The following is a 15,894-nucleotide window of genomic DNA, read 5'->3' on the forward strand; positions in this document are numbered from 1 at the left end:
GGGCATGATGAGCGACCTGCAAAAAGCAGTAATAGATCAAAACAGCCGATCGCTGTCAAGCCGCGAAAAAGGGAAAATCAGGTGCGGAATGACGGCTTTATGAAATAGTCAGAAAACGCTGTCAGTTTATCAATCATTGTTTCGCTTTCTCCTGAAAACTATCAAAATTACTATCATGACATGTAGACCAGTGTACTTCCGATGGAATTATGAATGAAGCATTGGAGTCTTTTGATGTGATATACCCAGTGTTGTTATGAGCTGCACCCACTTGGTGACGACGTTTTACCACTACAGCCGCACATTTTTTGATGCGAGTCTTACCCTATTCGCCCTGATTACTCCCTATAACCCCACCGTCTCCAACTCACTAATCTCCCCGCCGCCGATCAAGTTCAAATTCCGGCTGATCCGCTCCACCGGCCAGTCCCACCAGGCGAGGGCGCCCAAACGGGCGATGGTGTCGTCGTCAAAGCGATAGCGGATCACCTTGGCGGGGTTGCCGCCGACCACGGCGTAGTCGGGCACATCGCCGGTGACCACGGAGCGGGCGGCGATGATGGCGCCGTTGCCGACTTTGACCCCTGGCATGATGAGGGCGTCATAGCCAATCCAGACATCGTTGCCGATCACGGTATCCCCCTTGTAGGGGAGGCTGCCAGGGGCCGGGGCGGCACTCTCCCAGCCGTTGCCGAAGATAAAGAAGGGGTAGGTGGAGAAGCCGGAGGTCTGGTGGTTGGCGCCGTTCATGATGAACTTCACCCCGCGGGCGATGGCGCAGAACTTGCCGATGATGAGCTTGTCGCCGATGAAGGGGAAGTGGTAGAGGACGTTGCGCTCGAAGCCCGCCGCATCCTCCGGGTCGTCGTAATAGGTGTAGTCACCCACCTCGATATTGGGCCCCTTGATGGTGTTCTTGATAAAGCACACCTGGGGGAAGCCGTTCATGGGGTGGGGATTGGCGGGATCGGGTCCGTGCATGGGGGGCTCCTCTGGGGTCTGGGCTCTGGCTACCCTAACGGAATCGGGTGGAGCCTTGCCACCCTTTTGTGCCCTCCGCTTCGCCAGTCTCTGTCGCCCCCTGCCCATGTGCGCATCGACCCGGGGCGGGTTTGTCTCTAGCATGAAGGGGCGGCGGAGTCTGGCTCCGTCAAAATGGATGATGGACGAAGTGCGCCTTGCACACTTCTGGCGGAGAGAAAAGATGAAGCTGCGTTCCTTGTTGATGGTGGGTGCCCTGCTGCTGGGCGGATGTGCGGTCAATCCCTATGGGGGGACGCCTGCGCCGGTCGGCGAGCCGGACAAGCCGGTGACCAAACCAGAGAAACCCGTGGCCGAGCCTGACAAGGCCGAGCCGGTGCCTGCTCCCAAACCCGTGGCACCGACGGGGCTGGCGGTTGCCCTGGCCGATGACTTCCTGAAGGCCGCCGATGTGCAGGCACTGGCGGGCAGCAGCCCGGTACTGCTGCTGATGGCGCCCCAGAATGGTACAGGTGAGCCCTTCAGCACCCAGCCCCTGGCGGTGGCCATGATCCAGCGCATTCAGGCCAATAGCGGTTTTCGTTTCGCAGATCCGGGCCAGGTGGCGGCCATCACGGGTCAGCTTGAATACCAGCAGGGGGGCATGAACCCCGCCTCCCTGGTGCGTCTGGGTCGCCAGACCGGGGCGGGTTACATGCTCTACGGGGATCTCCTCTCTGAAGGGGGCCGCTACCGGCTCGCCATGAGCCTGATGGATCTCAAGAGCGGCGAACTGCTCTGGAATGCCAGCCGATCCGCTGCCCGCTGATGCCGGTTTGCCGGATCCCGCTTGACCGGGATCCGGCCCTGCCCCCCTTGTCCGGGGGCGGGAATACCCCTGTGGCGCCCCTGACGTCACAGGGGTTGGCATGTCGCACTGCCTGAGGGCAAAAAAACCTTCCTGACTGTCTGACAATTCTGGTTCTGACAGCATCCCCGATTGCTACCATTCACTTTGCCGGAGGCTTGTCCGGTGAGCACGTCACCGACCGCATCCTTCCCGCCCGGCAGGCAGCTTTCTGCCCCTATGCGATACTCCATGAGTCTTGTATAACAGGAGTACAGGGACCCACTCCCACGGATAGCAAGGAGCTCGGATGGCGCTCTCAGTGGCACAACTCTACGAAGTGATGGCCCAGTTGCCGGATCCCGTTTTCATCCTCAGCGAAGATGGCTACTACATCGAGTACATCGGCGGGATGGAGCAGCAGTCCTACCAGAACGGCAACCCGCTGATCGGCAGACAACTGCTGGACGCGCTGCCCGAGGACAAGGCGCAGTGGGTGATGGCGCAGGTGGCTCAGGCCCTCGCCAGCGGCCAGGTGCAGGTGGTGGAGTATGACCTCTCCCCCGCCGAGGTGGACGGCATCGACGCCGACGCCGGGCCCCAGGGAATGCAGCGTTTCGAGGGCAAGATAGCGCCCTTGCCCTCTTTATATGAGGGGAAGCGGGCGGTGGCCTGGATGACACGCAGCATCACCCGCCAGCACGAGCTGCAACAGCGGCTCAAGCGGCTCGGGGAGACGGATCAGCTCACCGGCCTCTACAACCGCCACTTCTTCTTCGACCAGTATCACCACAGGGTGCAGGGGCAGCATCTCACCGGCCTCATCATGCTGGATCTCGATCACTTCAAGCAGATCAACGATCGCTTCGGCCACCAGACCGGTGACAAGGTCTTGTGCCGGGTCTGCGAGTGCGTCTCTGCCCAGTTGCGGGGGGAGGATCTCTTCGTGCGCAGCGGTGGCGAGGAGTTTCTGATCCTGCTGCCGCAGATAGACGAGGGGATATTGCTGAAGGTGGCGGAGCGGATCCGCGCCGCAGTGGCGGCCATGGCGCCGGATCCCGCCCCCGTGACCGTGAGTCTGGGCACCACCCTGATCCGGCCGGGAGAGGATCTTGGCACAGTGCTGGCCCGGGCGGACGAGTGGCTCTATCGGGCCAAGCGGGGCGGGCGCAACCGGGTGGCCCATGATGGGGCGCCCTGAGGGGCGCAGTGAACAGGAAAGAGGGCGACCCGGGGTCGCCCTCTTTCATTTGGCCGGGCCAGATCAGCCGAACAGGGTCGAGATATTCTGCCCCGCCATCAGCAGGCCGATGGCCAGGGCGCTGAACCAGACCAGGGTAGCGGCGACCAGGGCATAGCCGAGGGCGACGAAGAGACCGTCCCGCTGCAACATGCCGATGGCCAGCAGCAGGATGGCCCAGGCGGGCATGGCGTTGGTGAAGGGAATGGCGCCCAGCGGCAGCATCAGCAGCAGGGCGGCCAGCATGATGAGCAGGCCGTTGCAGCGGTTGATGGTCACGCTGCCGGTCAGGATGAGCAGGCGCGGGCGGATGAAGCGGTCGATGCGGGCCAGCAGATCCGCCCCCTTGTGCAGGGTCGGCTTGAGGTGCTCGGCGGCGAAGCGGCGCTCCATCAGGAAGGCGGGTAGCCAGGGCACCCGGTTGAGGGTGATGCCGATGCCGATGAAGAGGATCAGCAGGCCAAAGGGGGTGCTGACGCCGGGAATGGAGACCGGCAGCAGGAAGGGAACCGTGAGCAGCACGCAAAACAGCAGCATGCCCTGTTCGCCCACTAGGGCCAGCATCTGGCGCAGGCTGATGTGGCTCTCCTCGATGGCGTGGGCGGTGGCCCTCAGGGTATCGGAGAGCGTGCTTTGGGGGTCGTTGAGTTGCGCGGCAACCATTCCTGAGATCCTCGTCTGTTGATGCCACCGCTGTGGCGCCGCCAGCTTACGGGGGCGAGGTTAATCCCGGATGAATAACCCCGGGGAGCACAGATTTTTCCATCGGGAGCGGGGCAATGAGGCTGGTACAGCGCCTGTCCAGTGTGGGAGACGGGCGCTCTGATATGCTTTGCGCAGGTCTTTTCACCAAAGGATGAGCACATGAGAGGAGCGATGGGGATGGTGCCTGGGCTGCTGCTGCCCCTGGCGGGCTGGGCAGCCGAGCCCCCGGCGACGGGCTGGCAGCTGACTCCCTTTGCGGGATACAGCTCGGCCATCGACTTTCGGGCCATGGACGAGCCGGCCCCCACGCCGCACGGGAACGACATCGACACCCTGCAAGGGGAGCGCTCCGGCAGCTGGGGGCTCTTCATCAGCAGGGAGGTGGATGACCCCGGCATGGTGGAGCTGCTCTACAGCCACCAGTCGACCCGGGTGTCCCCCGAACTGCCCGACAGGCTGACGGTGGACACCCTGCAGTTTGCCGGGGCCCTGACCCTTTCTGACCACCTGATGGCCCCCTATATCGGTGCCGGGATAGGGGTCACCCGCTTCGATGCCTACGACAGCGAGACGGCCCCTTCCATGTCCCTGGCCCTCGGGGTGCAGCCGCGCCTGACCGAACATCTGGCTGTGCGGGCCGAGGTGCGCGGTTATGGTGCCCTGGTCAACGACGACAGCCAGTTTCTCTGCAACCCCGAGATCTGCGCCTTTCGGGTGAGGGGGGAGCTGATCACCCAGTGGCAGGCCAATATCGGCTTGACCCTGAGGTTCTGAGCCTCATGATGGGACTCCTTTGACCAGACAAGGCGATACGACTCCGTGCCATCCCTGCCCCGTGAACTGCCCGTACTGCTGACGCCAAGGGGGCGACTGCGCCCCTTCGATGGGCGGGATGCTGCCGATCTCTTCGCCATCTACGGGGATCCCCTGGTGATGCGCTTCGTCGGGGAGCCGCCGTTTCCCTCCCTTGCCACCGTGTCGCAGATGCTGGCTAGCGTCGAGCGGTTGCTGGCTGGCGGCGAGTCGCTGGAGTGGGGGCTGGTGTTACGCGGCAGCGGCCGCCTGGTGGGCACCTGCGGCTTGCACAGCTTTGCGGCCGGCGCCAGCCTGCGCCAGGCGGAGGTGGGCTGCATGCTGGCCCGCAGCCACTGGGGACAAGGTCTGATGGGGGAGGCGCTGAGCGCCCTGATCGCCTATGCCCGCCAGCTTGGCATCATCACCCTGCTTGCGGATATCGAACCGAACAATCTGCCCAGCCAGCGGCTATTTGAGCGGCTGGGCTTCATCTGGCAGCAGGATACCAGCTACCGGTTACTGCTGGGCGAGGGGATCACACCAGACCGCGCGTGACGCGGCTGAGGGGCTCGTTGACGTCGAACACCTTGTACTGCACCGCGCTGGCGCCTATGGCGAGCACCCGCTGCTCGTGCATGGTGGCGTAGGCGAGGGCGCTCCCCTCATCCTCGAACAGATAGATACCGCCCGCCTCGCCGGTGCGCGGGTTCTCGGTCCAGATCTTGGAGATGAAGCCCGGCTCCCGGGTGATGGAGTCGGCCAGCGGCATGGCCGCAGCAGTGAGGGTCGGTCCCATCATCTCGGCGGGGAAGTTGAAATGGATCTGCAGCAGGCTGGGCATGATAAACCTCTCGTGGGCGTTGATTGACGGAATCCGCATCATAGGAAGCCGGCATCTTGGCTGCAAGAAGGCACATTTTCGTGGCATAGTTACCGCAAAGTAACCACTCGCGAGCCATACCGTGCCCTCACTGCCCTGTCCCGCCTATCAGGTATTGCGCCTGCTGACCGGCAAATGGAAGCCGGCCATTCTGTTTCATCTGCGCGAACAGACCCTGCGCTTTGGCGACTTGCGCCGCTGCCTGCCCGAGGTGAGCCAGAAGGTGCTCACCGCCCAGCTCAAAGAGCTGGAGAGCGACGGTGTCATCATTCGCACCCTCTACCCCGACGTACCGCCCAGGGTGGAGTACAGCCTGAGCCCGCTTGGCGTCGCCCTGATCCCCCTGCTCCAGCAGATGCACGATTTTGCGCTGAACCACGTTGATCTGCTGGCTGGTCAGGGTCCTGTTTCTAGCGAGCCCGCAGCAACCAGCGGCTGAGGGCGGTGGCCGCCAGCAGTCGGTAGCCGAGCAGAGTGAGCGCCAGCAGCGCGGGTACCTTGAGGAGTTCCCACCACACCTGTTTGCCCTGGGGGCCGAAGATCATCAGCCACACCACCAGCATCATGTGCAGACAGTAGAGGCCGAGCACCTTGGGGGCCTGGCGCTCCAGCCAGCTGCCTTTGCCCCATGCGGGGTTGGCCAGCAGCAGGCCGAACAGCCCCAGCGCCCAGGGGAGCGAACCCAGCAGGAAATCATGACGAGCGAGGGGGACGGCGGCAACGCGCAGCAGACCTGCGGCCTCCAGGGCGTAGAGCCCCATCCCCGCCATCATCATCAGGGCGCAGCGCCTGGCGTCCGGCTGCCAGGCACGCAGGCGCAGCTCGGCGCCGAGAGCTACGAACAGCAAGGAGAAGAAGGGGCCGTTGCGGGTCAGCAGGGCCCACTCGCCCCCCGGCAGCAGCGGGCCATAGGAGCCACCGATCAGGGCCAGGGCGTAGAGCAGGGCCCCCAGCAGCAGGGCCAGCCTCGGCAGGCGGGCCTGCTGGCAGAGCCCCAGGATCAGCACCGCCACCATCAGGGCGGGCAGGAACCAGAGGTGGATCATGCCGCCCACCCACCAGACGTTGAGATGATCCCCGAGCTGCATCTGCCACTGGCCTGCCATGGCGGGCAGGTAGCCCTCGCTCACCGCCGCGAGCGGGTTGAAGGGTATCAGCACGTAGAGCAGGCTCCACGCCAGCCAGAGTCCCAGCAGGGGTCGGCAGTAGCGCAGTGCGACGGTCAGCGGGTGGCCCGCGGCGAGGGCGGGTTGCAAGAAGTAACCGGCGCACAGGAAGAACAGCGGTACCGCGAAGCGGCAGAGCTGGTTGATGACGGCCCCGACCAGAGGGTAGGGCGTGCCGTCCCACAGGGCGGGGTCGAAGGGGTTGCTGAAAGGGGAGAGATGGATGGTCATCACGGCCAGGATGGCCACCACTCGCCCGCATTCGATGCTGGAGATGCGCATGATTCCTCGTGGCGTTCGGGAGCTGGGCGCACCCTATCAGCCGCAGGTGCTCCCTATCCAGCCGCCTGGTCGCCAACTGTGACCCCCATCGGAGGCCGGTTACCCTTTGTTACCCGAGGTGCGGGCAAGGTTACCGCCGCCGGGAGCAGGATCCCGTTTTGGTGTCGGTAAAAGGGCTAGAGCAGGGCCACCAGCACGGTGACCAGGGCGCCCAGCAGCAGCAGGGCGATGCCGCGACCGGCGGGGCCGTGCAGCTTGTTCCACATCAGCAGGCTGGTGAGGGCCAGCAGCAGCATGGCCAGGGCCGCCAGATCGCCCACCAGTTGCCAGGGCAGGCCGGTGCCCATGCCACGGTGCAGCCGGTTGAGGCTGGCAGCGAAGTTGGCCTGCTGCAGCTCGGTGCGCACCAGCAGAGTGCCTTCCACATAGCTGGCGGCCACGCTCTGGCTGAGGGTGACGCCGCGCAGCTCCCAGCGGGCCGGCAGGGTGAGGGAGCCGGATGGTGTGGGCAGGGTCTGGGGCGGGGTGATCTGGGGTCGCCCCTCCTCGAACATGTCTGCATAACGCTGTTGCAGCAGGGCTTTCAATTCATCCGGGCTGGCCAGCGGCGTGCTCAGTACTATCTCTTCGCTCGATTTGGCGGTGTGGGGACCGGGCAGGGGCAGCACGGCCCTGTGTTGCAGCCAGAGGCCGGTGAGGCCGTAGAGCAGCATCAGGGTGAGGGTGGCAAAGCCTGCCCAGGCGTGGATGCGGCGCACCCACTTGTTGTTGTGCAGGGGGAGTTTTCTGCGTGTCATCGTTCGGTGCTTCATAACAATCTGGCCAGCGAACGCTGGCCAGAGGGGTCGGTAAACAGGGAGGATCAGAAGCGGTAGGCGGCGGTCAGGTGCAGCTGACGGGGCGTGCCCGGCATGATCTGGGCCGCGCTGGTGGCGCTGACGAAGTAGTCGTGATCGGTCAGGTTCTCCACGCTCAGCTGGGCTTCCCACTGGGGCCAGCGGTAGCCGGCACGGGCGTCGAAGCGGGCGTAACCGGGCAAGGTGGTGGTGTTGGCGTTGTCGGCGAAGCGATCCCCCACCGCCGTCATCCCGGTCTCGCCGAACCAGCCCTGCTTGCCGTTCTGGTAGCCGGCGAACAGCTGACCGTTCTGGCGGGAGACGTTCATCGGTCGCTTGCCTTGCAGGTCCGCGTCTGCCTTGACTTGCTCGGCATCCTGGATGGCGACGCCGCCGCGCAGATAGATCTCGTCGGTCAGCTGGGCACGGGCGCTCAGCTCGATGCCGTCGGTGCGCTGCAGACCGGTGAGGATCACCCGGGTGGGATCCAGCGGATCCTTGCTGCGCTTGTTGTACATTTCCAGCCGGTAGAGGGAGAGGGTGGTCGCCAGGCGGCCATCCAGCCAGTCGCTCTTCACGCCCCCTTCATAGAGCCGGGTGTGCTGGGGATCCAGGTTGTTGTTCTTGTCCCCCGGGGTGATGCCGATAAGCTCACCGCCCACCGGGGTGAAGGTCTTGCTGTAGGAGGTGTAGAAGGCATGCTCCTCGATGGGGTTCCACACCAGGCCCAGGCGCGGACTCAGGCTGGTGACCGAGAGGGTCTCTTCCTTGTCGAGGTCGTTGCGGCGGCTGGTGACGGTGAAGTCGTCGCGGCGCAGACCTGCCAGCAGGTGCCAGTCGCCCAGGCTGAGCTGATCCTGCACATAGAGGCCGACACCGCGCACCCTGTGATGGGCGTCGCTGGAGAGTTTCATGGCGCCGTCGTAGGTGGGTAGGGAGCCCGGATCATAGAGGTTGCCTGCCGGGATCGGGCTGGCGTTCTGGTAGAGCTTGGGGGTGCGATCCTGCCAGCCCTGCTCCAGGCCCACCAGCAGACGATGGGCGATGGGACCGGTTTGCAGCTGGCCTTCCGCCTCGGTGTTGCTGGTGAGGCTGCTGGCCTTGAGATCCTGCTGCCAGCGGGCGCGGGTCACCTTGTCACCCTTGACGCTGGTGACATAGGTATTGTCGAACTGGCTGTCGAGGGTGGTGTAGCCGAGCTGCTGGCGCAGTTGCCACTGATCGTTGATGTCCCAGGTGAAGCGGGAGCGGGTGGACTGGGCCACATCGTCGATGAAGTCGCGGCGGGTGTCGCTGTAGACGCTCTCGATGGGGACATCCGCCGGGCGACCATCGACGCCGGGAATGCCGCGATCCGGGGTGCGATCGTGCTCGTTGCGCTCGTATTGCACCAGCCAGTTCAGGGTGTCGGTGATCTCCCAGTTGACGGAGGGGGCCAGCAGGGTGCGCTTGCTGGTCACGTCGTCGCGAAAGCTGTCTTTGTCTTCCTGGGCCAGGTTCAGGCGCACCTGTACCCGCTCTCCTGCCTCGCCGTTGAGATCGGCGGCGAAGCGTCGGCTGTCGAAGCTGCCGACCTGGGCGCTGACGCTGGAGGCCTGCCCCTTCTGGGGAACCTTGCTGACCCGGTTGACGATGCCGCCCGTGCTGCCACGGCCGTAGAGCACGGCGGCGGGGCCCTTGAGCACTTCGACCCGTTCGATGTTGCCAAGGTCGCGGGTGTATTGCATGTCGTCGCGCAGGCCGTCGAGGTAGAAGTCGTTGCTGGCGCTGAAACCGCGGATGGTGACGCCGTCAAAGCGGGTGTCGCCGCTGGCGTTGACGCCAGGGATGCCGGTCAGGGCTTCACTCAGGGTGGGCTGGCCGAAGGCGGTCAGCTCGCTTGCCTTGACGCTCTCGATGCTCTGGGGCACCAGCTTGGCCGGTGTGGCGGTGCGGGTCGCGGTGGCGACCTCTTCATGTTGGCTGCGTTTGCCGACCACGGTGAGGGTTTCGTCTTCGGCACGGGGGCTGGTGCAAACCGCCAGCAAGGCGACGCCCAGCAAGGCGCGCGGGGGGGTGGAATGGTTCATCTGGGTGTGACTCTTTGTCGACCAATCGGCCTGAACTTGTTGATTTATTTGTAATTATTGATTTCTCTCATCGCGAGAGGTTGCTAATGATATTGATTTTCATTTGCATTGCAAGGAGAAGATGCAAGAAAAAGAGATCATTGGCGGGCAGGCACTGAGGGGGCTGGAACCTCGGGGAAAAGGCCGGGGGAACCTTGGTTCGGTTCGGAGGGGGCGCTACCATGGTGGCCTCGCGCCTTGGCGCACCATCCGGCACACACAGGGAGAGAAACATGGTTGAGATCATCAGGGCGGATCTGCACAACCCTCGCCACGGCGAGGCGCTGATCGCGATGCTGGACGAATACGCCAGGGATGAGATGGGGGGCGGCAATGCACTGGCGGACGAGGTGAAGGCGAATCTGGCCGACGCCCTGGCCGCGCGACCCGGTGCCCATGTGCTGCTGGCCTGGGTCGATGGGGAGCCCGCTGGCGTTGCCACCTGCTTCGAGGGCTTCTCGACCTTCGCCTGTCAGCCGCTGCTCAATATCCACGACGTGGCGGTGCACCCTGCCCATCGCGGCCACGGCATCGGCAAGCAGCTGTTGGCGGAGGCGGAGCGGCTCGCCCGGGAGCTCGGTTGCTGCAAGCTGACCCTGGAGGTGCTGGAGGGGAACAAGGTGGCCCAGGCTGCCTATCGCGCCAGCGGCTTTGCGGGTTATGAGCTGGATCCCGAGGTGGGCCGGGCCATGTTCTGGCAGAAGAAGCTCTGAGCCTCAGTGACAACGCGATCATCCCAAATGAAAAACGGCGCGCAGAGTGCTCTGCGCGCCGTGTCGTCAGGTGGTTGCCGACTTAGAAGTCGTAGCGGGCCGCCAGCTGGAAGTCATCCTTGGTGTTGAGCTTGCCGCTGTCATGGCTGTCGAGGTTGTTGATGCGGTACTCGCCGATGACGCGCAGGTTCTTGTTGAACTTGTACTGGGCACCCAGGGTGTAGTAGTCGATGGAGTCGTAGTCAGACTTGCCAGCCTGCTCCACCTTCTGCTTGTTCCACAGGGCCATCAGGCCGAAGCCGCTCTCGAAGTTGTAACCCAGCGCCCCTTCCCAGCCGGTGTGATCTTTGCCAGTGGCCAGGAAGTCGCTGCCGTCGGCATAGCTCAGGGCGGCGTAGAGGGCCTTGTTGTCGTACTTGGCGGAGAGCAGCCACAGCTTGGCATCCTCTTCACCGCTCTTGTCGCGGATGCCCACGTTGTAGGCGGTCCCCAGGGAGAGGTTGAACGGGAAGGTGTAGGCCACGGCGGCACCGTAGGCGGCATCGCTGTCCTTGCTGGAGGTCTCTTCGGTGTCACCGCCATCGAACTTGTAGCTGGTATCGACCTGGAAACCGTTGAACAGGCCGGAGTACTTCAGCACGGAGCCGGCGCGGTTGGTGGCGAAAGTGTCGGTCTTGGCGCCCAGTGCCTCGTTGCCGTAACCATCTGAGAGAGAGACATCAGTCCAGTCCGCCAGGAAGCCAGGAGCCCCCTTCTGGCGACCGAAGGTGACGGTCCCCCAGTTGGCGCCGACACCGGCGAATGCCAGACGGGTACGCAGGTTGTCGGAGTTCTCGCTGACGGTCTTCTCGCTGTCGTTGATGTACATCTGCAGTTCGTACTGGGCCAGCGCCTTGAGACCCGGGTTGATCTCGCTCTCTACCTTGGCGCCCAGACGGACAAACTGGTTGGCCCCCTGCTTGTCGCTGTATTCGTTCTTGATGTCACCGTTGGCGTCCAGCTCTTTCTTCTCGCCGAAGAACTGACCGGCGTAGATGCGGCCGTAGAGGTCGAGCAGGGTGCTCTCGTTTTTGTACACTTCGACGGCTTGAGCCTGGAAGGCGGCGGTAAGAGCCAATGCTACTACTGTCAGCTTTTTCATCATGATCCCTTGTGTTGCAAGCTTTTGTTTTAAAAGACGGGGCCATGCTAGAAGTGACAGATGACAGTCGGGTGACCGTGCAATGAACAAACCGTGTCGGTTCCATGTCAGCGGGATGAAAACCGGGATTTATGTGGCTGGTTGCCACTTTTACGCGCAAAGGTTTGCCCTTGTGGTAGAATGCCGCCCGTTTTCGAGCTCCTAAGGTTGGATATGCGATGAGACGTGAACTGGCAATCGAATTTTCCCGAGTGACGGAAGCGGCTGCACTGGCTGGCTACAAGTGGCTCGGACGTGGTGACAAGAATATCGCCGATGGCGCGGCCGTGGCGGCCATGCGTCACATCCTCAATCAGATCCAGATCGATGGCGAGATTGTGATCGGCGAAGGGGAGATCGACGAAGCCCCCATGCTCTACATCGGCGAGAAGGTGGGTACGGGTCAGGGCGACGCCGTGGACATCGCGGTCGACCCCATCGAGGGGACCCGCATGACCGCCATGGGTCAGGCCAATGCCCTGGCCGTGCTGGCGGTGGGCGACAAGGGATCCTTCCTCAAGGCCCCCGACATGTATATGGAAAAGCTGATCGTGGGCCCCAAGGCGAGAGGCGCCATCGATCTCGATCAGGCCCTGGAGCTGAACCTCAAGGCCGTGGCCAAGGCGCTCGGCAAGCCCCTCTCCCGTCTGACCGTCATCACCCTGGCCAAGCCGCGTCATGACAAGGCGATCAAGGAGATGCAGGGCCTGGGGGTGCGGGTGTTCGCCATTCCCGATGGTGACGTGGCCGCCTCCATCCTCACCTGTCTGCCGGACAGCGAAGTGGACATGCTCTACGGCATCGGTGGCGCACCGGAAGGGGTGATCTCGGCGGCGGTGATCCGCGCCCTGGACGGGGACATGCAGGCTCGCCTGATCCCCCGCCACCAGGTCAAGGGTGACAGCCCCGAGGTTCGCGCCCTGGGTGAACAGGAGATCGCGCGCTGCGAGGAGCTGGGCATCGACGTGAGCAAGGTGCTCAAGCTCGAAGATCTGGCCAAGAATGACAACGTCATCTTCTCGGCCACCGGCATCACCAAGGGTGATCTGCTGGAAGGGATCACCAGCGACGGCGTCATGGCGACCACCGAGACCCTGCTGATCCGTGGCAAATCGCGCACCATCCGTCGTATCAAGTCGATCCACTTCCTGGATCGCAAAGACAGCGTGGTACGCGACATCATCCTGTGATGTGCTGACTCCCGCAGCAAAAAGCCCGGCACTGCCGGGCTTTTTGCGCTCTGCAGGGCGCCAGGGTGCCCGGGCAGGGATAAGGCTTAGGAGAAACCGGACTCCTTGCTACACTGCGGTGCCCCACAGAGGAAAAATCACATGGAATGTCGTCAGGGATGCGGTGCCTGCTGCATCGCCCCCAGCATCAGCAGTGCCATTCCCGGCATGCCGGACGGCAAGCCCGCCGGTGTGCCCTGTGTGCAGCTCGATGCGCACCTGGGGTGCAAGATCTTCGGCCAGCCGGAGCGCCCGGCGGTGTGCGGCGGCTTTCGCCCCATGGTGGACGTGTGCGGCTCCCATCGCCAGGAGGCCATCTGGCTTATCGGCGAGCTGGAGCGGCTGACCGCCTGAGCCCTTGATCCTCTCCCTCGGGGAAAGGGTGCCTGCTTGTCCTCCTCGTCCCCACCCCCTTCTCCCGCAAGGGGAGAAGAGGGTGCCGCCATTCGGAGTCATGAAAAAGGCCCCCTCGCCTGGCGAGGGGGCCTTTTTATCGTCGGCTCATGGTGAAGCCAGCTTATTCCTTGATGCGCTCGATGCGACCACCCAGGCCTTGCAGCTTGTGCTCGATGTCTTCGTAGCCACGGTCGATGTGATAGATGCGATCGACGATGGTGGCCCCTTCGGCCACGAAGCCGGCCAGCACCAGGCTGGCGGAGGCGCGCAGATCGGTCGCCATCACCTGGGCACCCTTGAGCTGCTGGGTGTCGCGGCAGATGGCCACATTGCCCTGCAGTTCGATGTCGGCACCCATCCGAACCAGCTCGGGCACGTGCATGAAGCGGTTCTCGAAGATGGTCTCGGTGACCATGCCGGTGCCCTGGGCGACCGCGTTCAGCACGGTGAACTGTGCCTGCATGTCGGTCGGGAACGCCGGATAGGGGGCGGTCTTGATGGTGACAGGTTTCAGGGTGCGACCTGTCATGTCGAGGGTGATCCAGTCGTCACCCTTTTCAATCAGGGCGCCAGCCTCTTCCAGTTTGACCAGTACGGCTTCCAGCAGGCTGGGGTCGGTGTTGCGGCAGGTGATCTTGCCACCGGTCACGGCGGCGCCTACCAGGAAGGTGCCGGTCTCGATGCGATCGGGCTGCACGCTGTAGCTGCCACCGTGCAGACGTTCTACGCCGTCGATGGTCAGGGTATCGGTGCCGGCGCCCTGAATGTTAGCTCCGAGCGCGTTGAGGAAGTTGGCCAGATCGACCACCTCCGGCTCACGGGCGGCGTTTTCGATCACGGTGCGACCGTCAGCCAGGGTGGCGGCCATCATCAGGTTCTCGGTACCGGTCACGGAAACCATGTCCATCAGGATGTGGGCACCTTTCAGGCGGCCGTCGACGCGGGCTTTGATGTAGCCCTCTTCGATGACGATCTTCGCGCCCATCAGCTCCAGGCCGTGGACATGCAGGTTGACCGGGCGGGCACCGATGGCACAGCCGCCGGGCAGGGAGACGTCTGCTGCACCGAAGCGGGCTGCCAGCGGGCCCAGGGCCAGGATGGAGGCTCGCATGGTCTTCACCAGCTCGTAGGGGGCGACATGATTGTTTACCGCGCCGGTCAGCACGGTCACGTTGCCGTTGACCTTGGTGGTGGCGCCCAGCATCTCCAGCAGCTTGAGGGTGGTACCCACGTCTTTCAGGCGCGGTACGTTGGAGAGTTGAACCTCTTCGTCACACAGCAGGGTGGCAAACAGGATGGGCAGGGCGGCATTTTTGGCGCCGGAGATGGTCACTTCACCGGAGAGGGTGCAGGGGCCTGTGATCTTGAATTTGTCCATGGTTTACTTCTTTACCAAATCAGGAGGGCAGCTGGAATTTACGCTCGCGTTTCCACTCGGCGTCGGTATAGGCCTTGATGGAGAGAGCGTGGATCTCGTTGGTGGCGATCTTGTCCATCAGCGGGGCATAGATGGCCTGTTGTTTCTTGACCCGGCTCATGCCGTCAAACATGTCGCCGACGGCGATCACCTGGTAGTGACTGCCGTCCCCTTTGACATGGACTTCGGACAATGGCAAAGCCTCGAGGAGTATCGCTTCAATTTCAGAGACTTGCATTATGAGTCCTCAGTTGTGAGCGGGGTTGAATGAAAGAGGCTGGCCACCCCGTAAAGGTTGGCCAGCGTATGGAAATCGTTGGAGGCACCCACCAGTGTCGGAGTGGCACCCCGTGCCAGTGCCGCCTTGGCCCACTTGACCAGCAGGGCAAGGCCGGCGGAATCCAGGGTAGTGACGGCACCGAGTTCGAGCCGGTCGTCCTGCCACCAGTCGGCGCGGCGTTGCCACAGATCGTTGACCTGCGGGGCCTGCAAGTCACCGCTCAGGATCATGACTTGATCACCAGCGGCTTGGCGTTGTGTTCACGCAGCTGGGCGATCACCGCATCGATGCCGTTCTGGCGAATGAGGCCGCCCAGCTCGTTCTGCTTGGCAGAGAGCAGGCTGATCCCTTCGGCAACCATGTCGAAGGCTTTCCACTCGCCGGTCTTGTTGTTCTTGCGCAGCTTGAACTCGAGGAAGATGTCCGGCTTGCCAGCCTCTTTCACGCTGACGTTGACGGCGGTGATGTTGCTCTCGGCGGCTTTGCCGGGCTGGACCTTGACGGTCTGCTTGTCGAAGTGTGCCAGTGCGTCCGCGTAGGAGCTCACCATGTACTCGGTGAAGACGTCCACAAAAGCGTCACGCTGGGCAGGGGTCGTCTGTTTGATCTGGTTGCCGAGCACCTTGTAGGCGGCGAAGCGGTTGTCCACGTAGGGCAGCAGCTCCTCGCGGATGATGACGCGCAGGTGATCGGGGTTGCTCTTCACCTGGGCCTGATCGGCTTTCAGGCGGGCAAAGGTCTGCTGGGCGGCCTGATCCACGAGGGCATAGGGGTCCGAAGTATTGACATCCGCACGGGCGACGAGGGAGAACAGCATGCTGGTCATCAGACCCAGCATCAGGGCGATCTTCTTGAACATG

General features: G+C 63.4%; 19 protein-coding genes. 8 read left to right on the forward strand and 11 right to left on the reverse strand.

Features of this window, described 5'->3' with window-relative positions; genetic code table 11:
• Nucleotides 1-345: 345 nt before the first annotated feature.
• Entirely contained in the window at nt 346-981 is a 636-nt protein-coding gene (locus AB5Y50_RS14390; protein ID WP_049637278.1) for a Vat family streptogramin A O-acetyltransferase, read from the reverse strand.
• A 223-nt stretch (nt 982-1,204) separates the two neighbouring features.
• Here AB5Y50_RS14390 and AB5Y50_RS14395 point away from each other — a divergent pair, with 223 nt between their 5' ends.
• Together AB5Y50_RS14395 and AB5Y50_RS14400 are read left to right on the forward strand one after the other, a co-directional pair.
• Nucleotides 1,205-1,789 carry a hypothetical protein gene (locus AB5Y50_RS14395; protein ID WP_010672673.1) on the forward strand — a complete coding sequence of 195 codons (585 nt, stop codon included), beginning with the start codon at nt 1,205-1,207 and terminating at the stop codon, nt 1,787-1,789.
• 328 nt (nt 1,790-2,117) lie between these two features.
• Nucleotides 2,118-3,008: a sensor domain-containing diguanylate cyclase gene (locus AB5Y50_RS14400; protein ID WP_049637277.1), complete on the forward strand. Its 891-nt coding sequence runs from the start codon at nt 2,118-2,120 to the stop codon at nt 3,006-3,008.
• Nucleotides 3,009-3,071: 63 nt separating this feature from the next.
• Here AB5Y50_RS14400 and AB5Y50_RS14405 read toward each other — a convergent pair whose 3' ends face one another.
• Nucleotides 3,072-3,710: an exopolysaccharide biosynthesis protein gene (locus tag AB5Y50_RS14405; RefSeq protein ID WP_010672675.1), complete on the reverse strand. Its 639-nt coding sequence runs from the start codon at nt 3,708-3,710 to the stop codon at nt 3,072-3,074.
• Nucleotides 3,711-3,911: 201 nt separating this feature from the next.
• Here AB5Y50_RS14405 and AB5Y50_RS14410 point away from each other — a divergent pair, with 201 nt between their 5' ends.
• Entirely contained in the window at nt 3,912-4,526 is a 615-nt protein-coding gene (locus AB5Y50_RS14410; RefSeq protein WP_049637276.1) for an outer membrane beta-barrel protein, read from the forward strand.
• A 45-nt stretch (nt 4,527-4,571) separates the two neighbouring features.
• Nucleotides 4,572-5,102 carry a GNAT family N-acetyltransferase gene (locus tag AB5Y50_RS14415; RefSeq protein WP_043154613.1) on the forward strand — a complete coding sequence of 177 codons (531 nt, stop codon included), beginning with the start codon at nt 4,572-4,574 and terminating at the stop codon, nt 5,100-5,102.
• Here the strand turns inward: AB5Y50_RS14415 and AB5Y50_RS14420 are convergent.
• On the reverse strand, nt 5,083-5,388 hold the full coding sequence (locus AB5Y50_RS14420) for a monooxygenase (RefSeq protein WP_049637326.1): 306 nt from the start codon (nt 5,386-5,388) through the stop codon (nt 5,083-5,085). The genes AB5Y50_RS14415 and AB5Y50_RS14420 overlap by 20 nt on opposite strands.
• A gap of 121 nt (nt 5,389-5,509) precedes the next feature.
• Between AB5Y50_RS14420 and AB5Y50_RS14425 the strand changes: the two genes are divergently transcribed.
• Entirely contained in the window at nt 5,510-5,866 is a 357-nt protein-coding gene (locus AB5Y50_RS14425; RefSeq protein WP_042015355.1) for a helix-turn-helix domain-containing protein, read from the forward strand.
• On the opposite strand, the gene AB5Y50_RS14430 is transcribed toward AB5Y50_RS14425, so the two are convergent.
• From AB5Y50_RS14430 to AB5Y50_RS14440, 3 genes are all read right to left on the reverse strand, one after another.
• Nucleotides 5,838-6,875, reverse strand: coding sequence for an acyltransferase (locus AB5Y50_RS14430; RefSeq protein ID WP_049637275.1), 1,038 nt, complete (start codon nt 6,873-6,875; stop codon nt 5,838-5,840). The genes AB5Y50_RS14425 and AB5Y50_RS14430 overlap by 29 nt on opposite strands.
• Before the next feature lie 176 nt (nt 6,876-7,051).
• The gene (locus AB5Y50_RS14435; RefSeq protein WP_042015357.1) at nt 7,052-7,672 is read right to left on the reverse strand and encodes a PepSY-associated TM helix domain-containing protein; all 621 of its coding nucleotides are present in this window, start codon (nt 7,670-7,672) and stop codon (nt 7,052-7,054) included.
• Between the two features lie 65 nt (nt 7,673-7,737).
• Nucleotides 7,738-9,780 (reverse strand): TonB-dependent siderophore receptor, encoded by a 2,043-nt coding sequence (locus tag AB5Y50_RS14440; RefSeq protein ID WP_049637274.1) that lies wholly within the window; start codon nt 9,778-9,780, stop codon nt 7,738-7,740.
• 272 nt (nt 9,781-10,052) lie between these two features.
• On the opposite strand from AB5Y50_RS14440, the gene AB5Y50_RS14445 reads away from it, so the two are divergent.
• Nucleotides 10,053-10,532 (forward strand): GNAT family N-acetyltransferase, encoded by a 480-nt coding sequence (locus tag AB5Y50_RS14445; RefSeq protein WP_049637272.1) that lies wholly within the window; start codon nt 10,053-10,055, stop codon nt 10,530-10,532.
• Nucleotides 10,533-10,614: 82 nt separating this feature from the next.
• Here AB5Y50_RS14445 and AB5Y50_RS14450 read toward each other — a convergent pair whose 3' ends face one another.
• Nucleotides 10,615-11,673: a porin gene (locus AB5Y50_RS14450; RefSeq protein WP_029313567.1), complete on the reverse strand. Its 1,059-nt coding sequence runs from the start codon at nt 11,671-11,673 to the stop codon at nt 10,615-10,617.
• Between the two features lie 218 nt (nt 11,674-11,891).
• Between AB5Y50_RS14450 and glpX the strand changes: the two genes are divergently transcribed.
• Together glpX and AB5Y50_RS14460 are read left to right on the forward strand one after the other, a co-directional pair.
• On the forward strand, nt 11,892-12,902 hold the full coding sequence (gene glpX, locus AB5Y50_RS14455) for a class II fructose-bisphosphatase (protein ID WP_039040467.1): 1,011 nt from the start codon (nt 11,892-11,894) through the stop codon (nt 12,900-12,902).
• Between the two features lie 141 nt (nt 12,903-13,043).
• The gene (locus tag AB5Y50_RS14460; protein ID WP_049637177.1) at nt 13,044-13,295 is read left to right on the forward strand and encodes a YkgJ family cysteine cluster protein; all 252 of its coding nucleotides are present in this window, start codon (nt 13,044-13,046) and stop codon (nt 13,293-13,295) included.
• 163 nt (nt 13,296-13,458) lie between these two features.
• Here the strand turns inward: AB5Y50_RS14460 and murA are convergent, their stop codons facing one another.
• Genes murA through mlaC form a run of 4 tightly spaced genes read right to left on the reverse strand, consistent with a single transcriptional unit; the run spans nt 13,459 to nt 15,893 of the window.
• Nucleotides 13,459-14,715, reverse strand: a complete 1,257-nt coding sequence (gene murA / locus AB5Y50_RS14465) for a UDP-N-acetylglucosamine 1-carboxyvinyltransferase (RefSeq protein WP_041211853.1) — start codon at nt 14,713-14,715, stop codon at nt 13,459-13,461.
• Between the two features lie 19 nt (nt 14,716-14,734).
• The gene (ibaG, locus tag AB5Y50_RS14470; RefSeq protein WP_010675882.1) at nt 14,735-14,992 is read right to left on the reverse strand and encodes a BolA family iron metabolism protein IbaG; all 258 of its coding nucleotides are present in this window, start codon (nt 14,990-14,992) and stop codon (nt 14,735-14,737) included.
• Nucleotides 14,992-15,264 carry a lipid asymmetry maintenance protein MlaB gene (locus AB5Y50_RS14475; protein ID WP_010675881.1) on the reverse strand — a complete coding sequence of 91 codons (273 nt, stop codon included), beginning with the start codon at nt 15,262-15,264 and terminating at the stop codon, nt 14,992-14,994. Before AB5Y50_RS14475 ends, ibaG begins: the two co-directional genes overlap by 1 nt.
• Nucleotides 15,261-15,893, reverse strand: a complete 633-nt coding sequence (gene mlaC, locus AB5Y50_RS14480) for a phospholipid-binding protein MlaC (protein ID WP_039040470.1) — start codon at nt 15,891-15,893, stop codon at nt 15,261-15,263. Before mlaC ends, AB5Y50_RS14475 begins: the two co-directional genes overlap by 4 nt.
• Nucleotide 15,894: the final 1 nt, after the last annotated feature.

It is taken from the genome of Aeromonas sp. s6 (assembly GCF_040907815.1).
Classification (GTDB): Bacteria; Pseudomonadota; Gammaproteobacteria; order Enterobacterales; family Aeromonadaceae; genus Aeromonas; species Aeromonas caviae.

Bases quoted from the DNA above. Each gene is read 5' to 3' on its own strand.
- AB5Y50_RS14390 (WP_049637278.1), bottom strand. From the start codon at position 981: ATGCACGGACCCGATCCCGCCAATCCCCACCCCATGAACGGCTTCCCC.
- AB5Y50_RS14395 (WP_010672673.1), top strand. From the start codon at position 1,205: ATGAAGCTGCGTTCCTTGTTGATGGTGGGTGCCCTGCTGCTGGGCGGA.
- AB5Y50_RS14400 (WP_049637277.1), top strand. From the start codon at position 2,118: ATGGCGCTCTCAGTGGCACAACTCTACGAAGTGATGGCCCAGTTGCCG.
- AB5Y50_RS14405 (WP_010672675.1), bottom strand. From the start codon at position 3,710: ATGGTTGCCGCGCAACTCAACGACCCCCAAAGCACGCTCTCCGATACC.
- AB5Y50_RS14410 (WP_049637276.1), top strand. From the start codon at position 3,912: ATGAGAGGAGCGATGGGGATGGTGCCTGGGCTGCTGCTGCCCCTGGCG.
- AB5Y50_RS14420 (WP_049637326.1), bottom strand. From the start codon at position 5,388: ATGCCCAGCCTGCTGCAGATCCATTTCAACTTCCCCGCCGAGATGATG.
- AB5Y50_RS14430 (WP_049637275.1), bottom strand. From the start codon at position 6,875: ATGCGCATCTCCAGCATCGAATGCGGGCGAGTGGTGGCCATCCTGGCC.
- AB5Y50_RS14435 (WP_042015357.1), bottom strand. From the start codon at position 7,672: ATGACACGCAGAAAACTCCCCCTGCACAACAACAAGTGGGTGCGCCGC.
- AB5Y50_RS14440 (WP_049637274.1), bottom strand. From the start codon at position 9,780: ATGAACCATTCCACCCCCCCGCGCGCCTTGCTGGGCGTCGCCTTGCTG.
- AB5Y50_RS14445 (WP_049637272.1), top strand. From the start codon at position 10,053: ATGGTTGAGATCATCAGGGCGGATCTGCACAACCCTCGCCACGGCGAG.
- AB5Y50_RS14450 (WP_029313567.1), bottom strand. From the start codon at position 11,673: ATGAAAAAGCTGACAGTAGTAGCATTGGCTCTTACCGCCGCCTTCCAG.
- glpX (WP_039040467.1), top strand. From the start codon at position 11,892: ATGAGACGTGAACTGGCAATCGAATTTTCCCGAGTGACGGAAGCGGCT.
- AB5Y50_RS14460 (WP_049637177.1), top strand. From the start codon at position 13,044: ATGGAATGTCGTCAGGGATGCGGTGCCTGCTGCATCGCCCCCAGCATC.
- murA (WP_041211853.1), bottom strand. From the start codon at position 14,715: ATGGACAAATTCAAGATCACAGGCCCCTGCACCCTCTCCGGTGAAGTG.
- ibaG (WP_010675882.1), bottom strand. From the start codon at position 14,992: ATGCAAGTCTCTGAAATTGAAGCGATACTCCTCGAGGCTTTGCCATTG.
- AB5Y50_RS14475 (WP_010675881.1), bottom strand. From the start codon at position 15,264: ATGATCCTGAGCGGTGACTTGCAGGCCCCGCAGGTCAACGATCTGTGG.
- mlaC (WP_039040470.1), bottom strand. From the start codon at position 15,893: ATGTTCAAGAAGATCGCCCTGATGCTGGGTCTGATGACCAGCATGCTG.